The organism is Serpentinicella sp. ANB-PHB4, assembly GCF_031432315.1.
Taxonomy (GTDB): domain Bacteria; phylum Bacillota; class Clostridia; order Peptostreptococcales; family Natronincolaceae; genus Serpentinicella.
Genome location: NZ_JAVKGO010000021.1, coordinates 1 through 14,091, shown reverse-complemented (window position 1 = coordinate 14,091; position 14,091 = coordinate 1). Strand labels below are relative to the sequence as shown.

The window sequence follows — 14,091 nt, the reverse complement described above, 5'->3', positions numbered from 1 at the left end:
TAAAGTTAATAAAACAAGTTTAAAAAACTAAGAAAACAAGAGTAAATGTAAGAAAAAACAAGATTATATAGGGAGGATTAATATGTCTAACTTTACACATTTACATTTACATACAGAATATAGCCTGCTAGATGGTTTTGCACGAATAAATAATGTTTTAGAACAAGCAAGAGAACTAGGAATGACATCTATTGCAATCACCGATCATGGGAGTATGTTTGGTGTTATTGAATTCTATAAAAAAGCCATAAAAAAAGGCATCAAGCCGATCATTGGTTGCGAAGTTTATACAGCTCCAAGAGGGATGAAGGATAAGGATTCTGTTAAAGATAAAAATCAAGGACACCTTGTGTTATTAGCAAAAAATATGACAGGGTATGAAAATCTCATGCACTTAGTTTCAAATAGTTATATTCACGGTTTTTACTATAAACCGAGAGTTGATTACGATCTTCTTGAAAAATATAGTGATGGCTTAATTGCTTTGAGTGCATGTTTAGCTGGGGATATACAACAACTTATTCTGCAAGGTAGCTATGAAAAGGCAAAAGAAAAAGCATTAGCATTAGAAGGTATATATGGGAAAGAAAATTTTTATTTAGAGCTTCAAGATCATGGTTTAAAAGAACAAAAAATAGTAAATCAACAACTGATACGAATGAGTCATGAAACGGGAATCCCCCTAGTGGCCACAAACGATGTACACTATGTAAAAAAAGAAGATGCAGAGGCACACGAAATACTTTTATGTATACAAACGGGTAAAACAATGCAAGACACGGAAAGAATGAAATTTCCTAACGATGCTTTTTACTTAAAGTCAGAAGAAGAAATGCATAAACTTTTCTCTCATGTACCAGAAGCTTTAGAAAATACTTCTAAAATAGCAGCAGTGTGTCAGGTTGACTTTGATTTTGATAAAATCCATTTACCTGAGTATGAGGCACCTAATGGAGGTACGCCAAAGGAATATCTAAAAAAGTTATGCTTTGAAGGACTAAAGAATCGTTATGCTAATATTACAGATGAATTAAAAGAAAGACTAAATTATGAACTAGATGTGATTAGTCAAATGGGTTATGAAGAATACTTTTTAATTGTCTGGGATTTTATAAAGTACGCAAAAGACAATAATATTGCAGTAGGGCCTGGACGAGGAAGTGCAGCTGGAAGTATTGTGGCCTATACACTAGGGATTACAGATATTGACCCAATTAAATATAATTTGATCTTCGAACGATTCCTAAACCCAGAAAGGGTATCTATGCCGGATATAGATATTGATTTTTGTTATGAACGTAGAGAAGAGGTCATTAATTATGTAAAGGATAAGTACGGAGAAGAAAAAGTAGCACAAATTATTACATTTGGAACAATGGCTGCAAGAGGGTCGATTCGGGATGTTGGACGGGTTATAAACATGCCCTATAATGAAGTGGATTATGTTGCAAAGCAGGTCCCATTTGCTCTTGGAATGACCATAGATAAGGCGATTGAAGTAAACCCTCAGTTTAGGAAACTTTATAAAGAAGATGACAAAGCACATTATTTAATAGATATGGCAAAAAAACTGGAGGGCGTACCAAGACATGCATCTACACACGCTGCTGGTGTTGTTATATCCAAAAGGACCTTAGATGAGCATGTGCCTCTTTATATGCATGATGATAGTATTACCACCCAATTTACCATGGGAACTTTAGAAGAACTAGGCCTATTAAAAATGGACTTTTTAGGGTTGCGGACTTTAACGGTTATTCAAGATGCAATTGAATCGATTAAAGAAAATTACGGGACACAAATAGATTTATCCACTTTAACGTATGATGATCCAAAGGTATATGAGTTAATTAGTAGAGGAGAAACTTTGGGTGTATTCCAGCTTGAAAGTGCTGGAATGATACAATTTATGAAAGAGTTGAAACCTAACTGTTTTGAAGATATTATCGCGGGTATTTCCCTTTATAGACCAGGCCCGATGGATTCGATCCCTAAATATATTGAAAATAAAAACAACCCTTCAAATATTAAATACTTGCATGAACAATTAGAACCCATACTTGATGTTACCTACGGGTGTTTAGTGTATCAGGAGCAGGTTATGCAGGTAGTTAGGGACTTAGCTGGGTATAGTTATGGCCGAAGTGATTTAGTAAGGCGTGCCATGAGTAAGAAAAAGATGGACGTGATGGAAGAAGAAAGACAAAACTTTATATATGGAAAGAAAGATGAATCGGGAAATATTGAGATTGCTGGTTGTGTACGTAATGGTGTTCCAGAAAAAGCTGCAAATGAAATTTATGACCAAATGATTGATTTTGCAAATTACGCCTTTAATAAATCCCATGCTGCAGCCTATGCAGTTTTAGGATACCAAACCGCATATTTAAAAACATACTATCCTGTTGAGTTTATGGCAGCATTAATGACAAGTGTTATGCAAAATGCATCTAAAATAGCCTTATATATTCAAGATTGTAAAAAAATGAAAGTGGAAGTATTACCTCCCAATATAAACAATAGTTTTAGTAAATTTACTGTTGAGAATGGAAAAATACGTTTTGGTTTAGCCGCAGTAAAAAACGTAGGGGTAAATATGATTGAAGCAATTGTAAAAGCACGAAAAAATGGAGGAACATTTGACAGTTTTTCTGATTTTTGTAGAAGGGTAGAATCAAGGGATTTAAATAAGCGAGCCGTAGAAAGTTTAATAAAAAGTGGAGCATTTGACTGTTTAGGTGCTTATCGATCTCAATTAATATCTGTTTTTGAAAAGGTGCTCGACAGTACAGCCCAGGATAAAAAGAAAAATATACAAGGCCAAATAGGTTTTTTTGATCAAGGATTTAGTGATACACCTGTATCAACGAGAGAATCTTTACCTCAAATCGAAGAGTTTAACGAAAAATTAAAGTTAAATATGGAAAAAGAAGTGGTAGGTATTTATATAAGTGGACATCCTTTATCCCAATTTCAGAAAGAACTACAGAGATTAAGTAACAGTCAAGATATTTTAGAAGCTATGGAAAACCCTCATGAATCCAGAATTAAAGATGGACAAAGAATAAAAATTGGCGGAATAGTTATAGAAAAAGTAACAAAAACTACAAAGCATAATCAGTTAATGGCCTTTATAAAAGTTGAAGATTTATTTGGTACAGTAGAATGTATTGTGTTTCCAAAAACCTTTGAAAAACATAGTTCCTCTATTGATGAAGATTATATGATTATTGTAGAGGGAACAATAAATCTTAAAGAAGATGACGAGGCAAAGGTTTTAGTAAATAGAATTAGCCCATTAGTAAAAAAACAGATGACAAAATTATATATAAAAATAAAAGAACAAAAAGATCTAAAATTATTAGAAGGAATCAAGCCAATTCTTAGAGAAAATAGTGGTAACGTACCTATTTATGTATATATCGAAAGTACAGATAAGAAATTTAGGGCGCACAGAGATTTATGGGTGACCTTAAATGATCACTTATTATCAGATTTAGAATCTACTTTTGGAAAAGAAAATATAGAAGTTTGTTAGGGATAAATTTGTATTTTTCAACTTTTAGGGAGGAAAGCATATGTGGACTGTTGTGTATATGGCAAGCACACGCCAAGATGCAGATCAAATAAAAAACATATTAGAACAAGAAGGTTTTTTAGTTCGAATTAGGCCAGTAGGCAAAAAAAATATTCACGGTACTTGTGAAGTACTTGTAACAGAATCAGAGGTCGAGGAAGCTTATAGTATATTAATGCAGAGTGGATATTAAAAGGGGGTAGACTATTGAAAAAGATAGGGGTACTCACAAGTGGAGGCGATGCTCCAGGAATGAACGCAGCCATTAGAGCAGTAGTACGGAGTGGTATATACAATAAGTGTCAGATCATTGGAATTAAAAGAGGATATGATGGTTTAATTAATCCTCAATATGTGGAGATGAACCTTTCATCAGTGGCAGACATTATTCATCGCGGTGGAACAATCCTTGGAACCGCAAGAAGTGAAGAATTTAAAACAGAAAAAGGACGACTACAGGCCATTAATACACTAAAAGTTCTTGGTATAGAAGGAATGGTTGTCATAGGTGGTGACGGCTCATTTAAAGGTGCTGAGAAACTAAGTAAATTAGGCATACCAACCATAGGAATTCCTGCAACAATTGACAATGATTTAAATTATACAGACTATACCATCGGATTTGACACAGCTGTCCATACTGTTCTAGATGCAATTTCAAAAATAAGAGATACATCAACCTCCCACGATAGAGCCAATATAATTGAAGTAATGGGAAGAAATTGTGGTGATATCGCATTATACGCAGGTTTAGCAGGAGGAGCAGAAAGTATTATTTTACCTGAAGTTGCCTTTGATTTAGATAAAGTTTGTAGAAAAATAATAGCTGGTAGAAATAGAGGAAAGCGACATAGTATTATAATACTAGCCGAAGGAGCCGGTGATGGCATCGACATAAGCAAAAAAATAGAAGAAAAAACCGGTGTCGAAACAAGAGCAACAATATTAGGTCATATCCAAAGGGGTGGAACACCAACTGCTAACGATCGAATTATAGCAAGTAAAATGGGTGCAAAAGCAGTTGAATTGCTCCAAATAGGAATTGGGAATCAAGTTCTAGGTTCAAAAGGAAAAGAAATCATAAACATAAATATAGAAGAAGCATTAAGCCAAAAAAGTAAATTTGATAAAAATATTTACGATCTTGCTAATGTACTTTCCATTTAGTTTTTACAAAGTATTGGTAGAGGAAGGAGTGATCATTATGAGAAAAACAAAAATTGTTTGCACCATAGGACCAGCTAGCAATACAAAAGAAACATTTAGAAAATTAGTCAAAAATGGATTAAATGTAGCAAGGTTAAACTTTTCCCATGGAGACCACCAAAGTCACGAAAATACGATGAATACAATAAAAGAAGTAAGAGAAGAACTCAATGTACCTGTAGCAATATTGCTAGATACAAAAGGCCCTGAAATTAGGACAGGGAAAATTGATAAAGAAGAAATACATCTAGAAGAAGGAAACAAAATTACATTAACAACAAAACAAATTGTTGGAGATGAAAATATCTTACATATATCCTACGAAGGGCTACCAAAAGACGTTGAATTGGGAGATAAGATTTTAATAGATGATGGTCTGGTCGAACTTGAAATTGAAGAGATTAAAGATACAGATATAATATGTAAAGTGCTAAATGGAGGCATCATAAAAGACCATAAAGGCGTTAATGTACCAGGGGTAAAAATAAATTTACCTGCACTAACGGAAAAAGATATTTTAGACATTAAATTTGGTATACGAATGAATATAGATTTTATAGCCGCATCATTTGTGCGTAAAGCTTCAGATGTACTCGAAATAAGAAAACTCCTTGAAGATAACCATGCAGAGCATATACAAATCATTTCAAAAATTGAAAATGAGGAAGGCGTAGATAATTTAGAGGAGATTATAGAAATATCCGATGGCGTAATGGTTGCGCGGGGGGACTTAGGCGTAGAAATCGCAACAGAAGAAGTTCCCTTAGTACAAAAGGAAATTATTAAACAATGTAATAGAGTAGGTAAACCCGTTATTACAGCAACACAAATGCTAGATTCAATGATCAGAAATCCAAGACCAACTCGTGCAGAAGTTACAGACATCGCGAATGCAATTTTAGATGGAACAGATGCAATTATGCTGTCGGGTGAAACTGCATCAGGAAAATATCCAGCTCAAGCAGTACAGACGATGTCGGACATAGCAAAAAGGACAGAATTAGCAATAGATTACAGAGGCCTTTTAAGGCACAAAGTAATCGATAAAGAAACAACCGTAACCGATGGGATGAGCTATGCAACCTGCAGTACAGCCCTTGACTTATCAGCATCAGCTATTATAACTGCAACATCCTCGGGATATACAGCAAGAATGGTTTCTAAGTTTAGACCACAAGCACCAATTATCGCAACAACAGCTCAAGAGACAGTTCGTCGCAGACTTAGCTTAGTATGGGGTGTAGAAAGTATTTTAACCCAGCATTTAAACACAACAGATGATGTTATTAATATGTCTGTAAAAAAATCTTTAGAGAAAGATCTTATAAAAAAAGGCGATCTCGTTGTCATAACAGCAGGGGTACCAGTAGGAATATCAGGAACAACAAATTTACTTAAAGTTCATATTGTAGGAGATGTTTTATTATCAGGAGCAGGAATAGGAAAAGGGGCACATACAGGTAGAGCATTTGTGGTAGACTATTCAAATAATAATCCAAAGGGATTTGAAGAAGGAGACATATTAATCACCCATGCAACATCAAAAGAACTAATAGATATAGTAGAGCAAGCAGGAGCAATTATAACAGAAGAAGGAGGACTTACAAGTCACGGCGCTATTGTAGGTTTAAACCTTGGCATACCAACGATAGTTGGGGCAGAAAACGCAATGAAAAAAATAGCTACTGGGGATATTATTACAGTAGATTCCAAAAGCGGCCTAATTTACAGTGGTAAAACGCGAGTAATGTAGAAAAAAGGTTTAAACTTTTTTTCAAAAAATTTAACTTGTATCTAACACAACATGGCATCCTTTAACATATAATAAAACATAAGAAATAATCTCCCCTTTTTCTTATATAATATTTACTGTTGAGTTTGCGTAAGCAAACTCTTTTTTTAAAAAAATGCATATAAAAACGTCTCTTAAAAGTATCTTATAAAAAGAATAAAGAGATTGAGGTGATCTCATGTTATTTAAACTAATACTACTATTTACAGTTGTACCAATTTTAGAGTTAGTGATCCTACTTAATTTAGGACAACATATTGGATTATGGTATACCATTGGTATTGTAATAGTTACAGGTATTCTCGGTGCCTACCTATCAAAAAAAGAAGGACGAGGAATCCTACAACGAATTAAGTTAGAAATCGGTGGTGGTAGAGTACCCGGAGATGAATTAATAAATGGACTGTGTGTCATAATTGGAGGCGCACTACTCCTAACACCAGGACTATTAACAGACATAGCCGGATTTACTTTAGTATTACCTCACACAAGAAGCCTACTAAAAGAAACAATTAAAAATAAATTAAAAAATATGATAGAAAAAGGTACAATCTCATTCTATTTTAGAAAATAATGTATAATATATGATAATATAGTTAATAATTCTCAAATGATTATTTCTTAAATAGTCTAAGAGGTAACTGATTCTATTCTGTTGAGCACGAAGTTGGTGCTCCTTTTTTTTTTGCTTATCTCAGAACTAAATACAGTAATAAAAACATCCTTTGCAATCCATAAGGTATGTTAAAAGTAAATTTACCTTACAACTATCCTTATAACGAAGGTATAGTTAATCGTAAACCCATACAAAACTATATTTCTAGCCTTATTTACTACTTCGAATGTTTCGTAAGTAGTAAAAAATAAAAAAACTAGTTTAATAAAAAAGAATAAGCAAAAACAGGCATACCCGTAGCAGCAAAACAAATAATAAGTAATATTAAAAGATTTTTAATAGCAGCTCGATGAGGCATCTAATCAACTCCTTTAAGCATGTCCTAACTAAATATTTACATTCATTATACGGGAGCAAATATATAAGGTAAATAAAAATCGTTCATCAAAAGCTACCAAAATAACCTGCATTTAGTGTAAAATAAAGAGTAAAAGAAACCATTCGACAAAAGAATCAAAAAAGGAGCTTAAAAAATGCTAGAATTAAATAAACAATATGAGTTGACAGTAGAAGACTTAGGCCATAGTGGTGAAGGTGTAGGTAAGATAGATGGATTTACAGTTTTTGTAGAGGGTGGATTGCCCGGAGATCAGTTATTAGTAAAAATAGCTACCTTAAAGAAAAAGTACGCCATAGGTCAAATTGTAAAAATCATCAATCCATCTACAACCCGAATAGAACCAGCATGCCCAAAAGCATCTATTTGTGGTGGATGCCAAATCATGCATATGAACTACCAAGGTCAGCTAGATATAAAAACAAAACGTGTAGAACAAACCCTATCAAGAATAGGAAAAATAGAAACAAAAGTTCACCCAACCTTAGGTATGGAAAATCCATACGAGTACCGAAATAAGGCCCAGTTTCCTATAGGAATCCAAGCAGGCAAAGCCATACTAGGCTTTTATAAAAAAGGTAGCCATGACATTGTAGATACTGACTACTGCCATATACAATCACCAATCAATACAACAGTTACAGAAGTTATAAAAGATTACATAGAAAAAAATAACGTAACCGTATATAATGAAAAAACAAAAAAAGGACTACTACGCCATGTTGTAACAAAAGTTGGATTTACAACCGGAGAAGTAATGGTCGTATTAATTACAAACGAAAAAAGCTTACCAAATAAAGAAGCCCTTGTAGAAGCTTTAGTAAAAAAAGTAGAAGGTCTTAAAAGCATCGTACATAACATTAACGATAAAAATACAAATGTGATTTTCGGAAAAGAGAGTAATACCATATACGGAGAAGACAAAATTGTGGATTACATAGGTGATCTGAAGTTTAATATATCTGCCCATTCCTTCTATCAAGTTAATCCAGTACAAACAAAAGTGCTTTACGAAAAAGCCTTAGAATATGCAGATTTAAACGGAGAAGAAAACGTTTTTGACATATACTGCGGTATCGGTACCATCTCCTTATTTCTAGCGAAAAAAGCAAAAAAAGTCTACGGAGTAGAAGTCGTTAACGCAGCAATAGAAGACGCAAAAGAAAATGCAAGAATCAACAACATTGACAATGCAGAATTTTTCGTAGGAAAAGCAGAAGAAGTCGTACCAAAATTATATAAACAAAACAAAACAGCAGACGTTGTCGTTGTAGACCCACCAAGAAAAGGGTGCGAAGAAACCGTACTAGAAACCATTGTAAACATGGCACCAAATAAAATCGTCTACGTCTCCTGCAACCCCTCAACCCTAGCAAGAGACCTAGCCTACCTAGAAGAAAAAGGATACAAAACAGTAGAAGTACAACCAGTAGATATGTTTCCCCATACAGCTCATGTTGAAGCCGTAACACTACTTGTGAAGGAGTGAAACGACTGAGGAAGTAGATGTACGTCTCATGCCAAGTTTTCCCAAGAGCAAAATTGCGATTGGCTAGAAAACGACGGCGGAACCGTAACACTACTTGTGAAGGAGTGAAACGACTGAAGAAGTAGATGGCAGTAGAAATCAACAAATCAAAGATTTGAGATTTCCGTGCATAAGTTCGTCAACAACTCCTTTGTCGTTGGACGAGCTAATATACGTCTCATGCCAAGTTTCCCCAAGAGTAAAATTGCGATTGGCTAGAAAACGACGGTGGAACCGTAACACTACTTGTGAAGGAGTGAAACGACTGAGGAAGTAGATGGCAGTAGAAATCAACAAATCAAAGATTTGAGATTTCCTTGCATAAGTTCGTCAACAACTCCTTTGTCGTTGGACGAGCTAATATACGTCTCATGTCAGGAATATCAAAGAGCACGAGTGAAGCGTAGTTCGATTGGAAACATTCTACGACTGAGTGATGTGTGTTGATAGATAATGAATAGATTGGAATCACTGATGTGGAAGGTTTTAGATAAAAATAAAAGAGTAATATATGTTCCCCTAGACGATAAGTTTAGGGGATTTTGATTGAAAACATAAGGGATCTAATGGTACAATAGACTTAAATTTTCAAAATTTTGGGATAACGAGATGGTTCTTCCATGAGAAATGAACACTATACTTACCATAACAACTATCTGGTACATATTCCCCATAAGAAGGATTAATAAAATACAAACCGTATTTAATAATGCTGTAGAGGCAGTAGGGATAAAGAAGAATTTATCCTTTCACAGTCTTAGACATTCCTATGCTACGCATATGTTGGAAGCCGGGGTAGATTTGCGCTTTATTCAGGAGTTACTTGGACATAAGAGTAGTAAGACTACGGAGATTTACACCCATGTTTCCGTACAGTCTTTGGAGAAGATTACGAATCCGTTAGACCAGCTTTAGGGTGGATTCCTGAAACTGTTCGTATATCCTTCTCATTTCTAAGTATTACTGAGGGTTTACGTAAATAAAGGAGTTAGACGAAATTGGCAACTAGTGCTAAATATCCACAAGTTATATGGTTCTATATAAAGATATTATACAAAAAGGATGACAAAGAGGAGGAGCATGATGATATTTAAACATTTAACCATCAAAAATTTTAGGAATTTTAAAGAAGTAGATATTGATTTAACTAATCGTAACATAATTTTTGGCTTAAATGATATAGGAAAGAGCAATTTTTTGGCAGCGTTAAGATATTTACTTGACAGAAACTATAGAAGAGATGGATTTATAGACTCTGATTATTATAACAAGGATACTTCAAAAGAAATTAGTATAACACTTACAATTCAAATTGATGATAATGAAGATGACTCTGATAATAAGAAAATATTCAAGATGATGAAAGGTGCAATTACATCAGATGCTGAGGTTGTATTCATTCAATTAAATGCTACCTATGACAAAAAGAGATTAGTGGGAGAGCCCAATCTGTTCTGGGGAATTGATTTGGACAATTTGGAAGATATTCCAAGTAAACAACAGTATTTTGAATTGGACAAACACATTAATGTAGTCTATATTGATTCGTCCATTCAGCTTGAAAGCACTTTCAAGAAATATTCAAAAGAAATATTCAAGAAAGAATCTAGTTTAACTGACGAAGAAAGAGAAGATTTAACAACTAAAATAGAAGAACTCAATGATAGTGTGGGTGATTTATCTGCAATTAAGACTTTTGAACAAGAGATAGTTGAGGAATATAAAAAATTTAGGGATGAACAAGGATTTAACGTAACTATTAAATCAGAGATTGAAGTAAGTAACTTACATAGTAAACTAACTCCATATATTTTGAATGAAGTATGTGAAACATACCCAACAGCAGGTGATGGTAGAAAGAAGATATTAGCATATACTTTATTAACTCTAGAAAACAGAAGGCAAGAAGAAGAGAAAATAAACATCTTTTTAATTGAGGAAATTGAAAATCATTTGCATAGGTCAATGCAGATTGCACTATCTTATCAGATTTTTTCAGATGAAGTATTTAAGTACTTATTTATGACTACACACTCATCTCTTATTGTGAGTCAGATGGATGAAGTAAAATTGATTAAGCTATTTAAAGACTGTTTAGTAATTGGAAAATCTCATACTTATATAGTTCCTGAAGAGTATAAGACACTGAAGCAGAAACTAAATCAGAATTTGGCTGAAGCCATATATGCAGATGTTGTTTTGCTAGTCGAAGGACCATCTAAAAAGATCCTATTTGAGAGAGTACTACACGATAAATGTCAAAGATATGAAAGTCTTGGGGGGTATATCCTTGAGGTAGATGGCATTAACTTTAGTGAATACTATAATATTTTAACCTGTTTAGGAATTGAGGTTATCGTTCGCACTGATAATGATTTGCGATTTAACAAATCAAGAGGTGATGTCAATTTACTTGGGGTGAACCGTTGTTTATCTCTAATCTCTGAAGATTCAGTAGATAATCTTCAAATAAATGATGTAGATGAATATGAAGCTGAAGAAGAATATCGAAAAGATGTTAAGCGAGAAATATATGATGACCATTATTCAGAGGAAATTGATGACTTAATAATGAGTAATATCTATTTATCTAGAATTGACCTAGAAAATGATTTATATGAAGCAATCCAAGAACTGATGGATGATTTTGCGAGTGATAATAATAGTTCAAAGAATGGTGTTGATTACCTTCAAGAAGCTAAAATGAAGCATATGATTGGATTGTGCAAATATATGAACATTAATGATATCGATGTTATTTATAACCATGACCGCTTTGAATGCATTAGAGAGTTGGTGAGCTTATGTTGCCAATAGATCTTATGTTGCCAATAGATAATGATATTAGAGAACAAGTCCTGACTCAAGAAGGGAATGTTGTTATCAGTGCTAGTGCTGGGACAGGTAAGACATATACAACGGTATTGAGAATCAAAAGAGACTCAAAGGAGAATAAGACCTTTCAAACTTTTGCAGCGATAACTTTTACCAGAAAAGCAGCTAAAGAAATTTTAAATAGACTTGGACCGAATTGTGGAGATGGATTTGTTGGAACCAGTGATAATTTTGTTTGGTCAGAGATTATTCAACCATTTATGTATGATATCTATGGCACTGATTTCAAAAGAGATATTAAACCTGACTTCAGCAATGAGAATCAGATTAGTGACTTTAATGAAGGAGTTGAAAAGATTCAAAACACACAGTTGATGTGTAAATATAATGACAATACGAAGAACTTCGCTTTTCAGTTAGCGTTGGAGATACTGAAGAATTCTCATTCAGCTAGAAGATTTATGAAAGCAAAGTACTACAGAATATATATAGATGAATACCAAGATAGTGATATTGATATGCATAAGTTTTTTATGTATTTATGTGACGTACTTGAGATTCCGCTATTCATTGTTGGTGATGCAAAACAGTCGATATATGGTTGGAGAGGTGCATACAGTAGGGGCTTTACTGGATTGTTTGAGAAAGAAGGATTTACAAGATTTGAGTTAAGACATAACTTTCGCTCTAACAAAGCAATTCAGAACTACTCCAACATATTTATGGATTCGGTAAGAGAATATTATCAACCAATAGATTTTAATAATGAAGTAATCCTGCACAGGTATACTGATAAAGATGATGCCTCTTACTATATTAAAGAATGGCTCAATTTAGATGAGAAATGTGCAATGTTAAATTTTAGTAATGATGATGCGAAATCATGGTGCGAAAGACTTAATGCTACAGGACTTGATTTTGTTTATATTCCGAGTTCACCTCTAGATTATGCAACTATGGAGAGTGAGCATATTTGGATAGCTAGAGGTATAGCGAACTTTATATTAAAGCATAGGTATAGTGAGTACGATTTTAGAGATGAAATACCAATACCAGATGACTTTAGAGTATTTATGCTAAAAACGAAATTGAATATTATTAAGGACAGTATTGAACAAAATGAGGTTTTTTATGGTTATTGTTATAGTTTATATAACTATTTGGGGTACGATATAGTAACTGAAAAAATAAAATATGAAGTTGAGCTGTTATATGATGTTGTAATAGATGAGCAGTATGTAGCGACATATAACCAAGATAGATACAAGCTAACATCAGGGACGATTCATTCCTCAAAGGGATTAGAATTCAATCAGGTTATAATAAATGCAGGAAATTATGATTTTGGGAGGCCTGATATAAAGTTCCTTCACTATGTAGCTGTTTCAAGACCAGAAGAAAGGCTTTTGATTTTGGCAGAAAATGAATACATCAAAAGAAGATACTTGGGGTATATCAATCATGCGGTATTAAGTACTTCTAGATTAGGTTTTGATATTGAGATTGAAAATGTTATAAAGGTTATCAAGTAGCTTTTAATAAATTACCATGGATACTTCCGTTGCCAACATCACCTAACAATATATCTCCATTCGCTACGCACACCCCTTCACTGGGTGCAAGCACCGCCAAGGAAGAAGGGCTTCGTGGGTCCAGTTCAGGAGCGTCGGAGATACGAAAACGTTAGGTGACATAACTGCTAGGTTTCTATATTAGAGGAGGGTAAACATGTTGAAAATTTATAATGAATTACTGCAAAAAAATCCTCAATATGATTCAAATTTCAGAATAGATTTCAAAACAAAAGGGGACGGTGTGGTCAAGACCCATTTTAGGTTACACCTTGGGTACGGTTAAATAATGTGATTTTTTTCTGGCACTATAATTTTTAAAGGTCTCGAAAAAGACCAGATTTAACGCTCTTGATCCTAACTGTCCCTACTATAACAATGCTCAATTTGAGCATTACTGTTCCTTAACTAAGATGCCGCATTTATACCTGTATGTTTTTGTGGAGGTAATCCACCTAATCGTTTTTGAGGTCTATAATTATTGTAGTAATCTAAGTAGTTATTAACTAAATCTTTTACTTCATTAACATCAGATAATTCTCTATTGTGTAGATATAATTCTTCGCATT

11 protein-coding genes are annotated in these 14,091 nt (G+C 33.9%); 10 read left to right on the top strand and 1 reads right to left on the bottom strand.

The features are described 5' to 3' along the window. Positions 1 to 82: 82 nt before the first annotated feature. The 10 genes from RH915_RS11085 to RH915_RS11040 all read left to right on the top strand — a co-directional run bounded on the left by RH915_RS11085 (position 83) and on the right by RH915_RS11040 (position 13,808). Positions 83 to 3,538 (top strand): DNA polymerase III subunit alpha, encoded by a 3,456-nt coding sequence (locus RH915_RS11085; RefSeq protein WP_310480068.1) that lies wholly within the window; start codon positions 83 to 85, stop codon positions 3,536 to 3,538. Between the two features lie 40 nt (positions 3,539 to 3,578). Further along, positions 3,579 to 3,770: a putative signal transducing protein gene (locus tag RH915_RS11080; protein ID WP_310480066.1), complete on the top strand. Its 192-nt coding sequence runs from the start codon at positions 3,579 to 3,581 to the stop codon at positions 3,768 to 3,770. Positions 3,771 to 3,784: 14 nt separating this feature from the next. Next, a complete protein-coding gene (pfkA, locus tag RH915_RS11075; RefSeq protein ID WP_310480065.1) occupies positions 3,785 to 4,744 on the top strand; it encodes a 6-phosphofructokinase in 960 nt (319 codons plus the stop codon). A gap of 37 nt (positions 4,745 to 4,781) precedes the next feature. Further along, positions 4,782 to 6,536: a pyruvate kinase gene (gene pyk / locus RH915_RS11070; protein WP_310480064.1), complete on the top strand. Its 1,755-nt coding sequence runs from the start codon at positions 4,782 to 4,784 to the stop codon at positions 6,534 to 6,536. 217 nt (positions 6,537 to 6,753) lie between these two features. Continuing rightward, positions 6,754 to 7,149 (top strand): FxsA family protein, encoded by a 396-nt coding sequence (locus tag RH915_RS11065; RefSeq protein ID WP_310480063.1) that lies wholly within the window; start codon positions 6,754 to 6,756, stop codon positions 7,147 to 7,149. A gap of 575 nt (positions 7,150 to 7,724) precedes the next feature. After that, positions 7,725 to 9,077 (top strand): 23S rRNA (uracil(1939)-C(5))-methyltransferase RlmD, encoded by a 1,353-nt coding sequence (gene rlmD, locus RH915_RS11060; protein WP_310480061.1) that lies wholly within the window; start codon positions 7,725 to 7,727, stop codon positions 9,075 to 9,077. Positions 9,078 to 9,743: 666 nt separating this feature from the next. Continuing rightward, positions 9,744 to 10,031 (top strand): tyrosine-type recombinase/integrase, encoded by a 288-nt coding sequence (locus tag RH915_RS11055; RefSeq protein ID WP_310480057.1) that lies wholly within the window; start codon positions 9,744 to 9,746, stop codon positions 10,029 to 10,031. A gap of 147 nt (positions 10,032 to 10,178) precedes the next feature. Further along, positions 10,179 to 11,933 (top strand): ATP-dependent nuclease, encoded by a 1,755-nt coding sequence (locus RH915_RS11050; RefSeq protein WP_310480055.1) that lies wholly within the window; start codon positions 10,179 to 10,181, stop codon positions 11,931 to 11,933. Further along, positions 11,924 to 13,483 (top strand): UvrD-helicase domain-containing protein, encoded by a 1,560-nt coding sequence (locus RH915_RS11045; protein ID WP_310480054.1) that lies wholly within the window; start codon positions 11,924 to 11,926, stop codon positions 13,481 to 13,483. The genes RH915_RS11050 and RH915_RS11045 overlap by 10 nt, the downstream gene beginning before the upstream one ends. 196 nt (positions 13,484 to 13,679) lie before the next feature. Continuing rightward, on the top strand, positions 13,680 to 13,808 hold the full coding sequence (locus tag RH915_RS11040; protein WP_310480051.1) for a hypothetical protein: 129 nt from the start codon (positions 13,680 to 13,682) through the stop codon (positions 13,806 to 13,808). Between the two features lie 122 nt (positions 13,809 to 13,930). Here the strand turns inward: RH915_RS11040 and RH915_RS11530 are convergent. Next, positions 13,931 to 14,091, bottom strand: a 161-nt coding sequence (locus RH915_RS11530) for an IS3 family transposase (RefSeq protein ID WP_442985506.1), incomplete at its 5' end; no start/stop codon positions are given.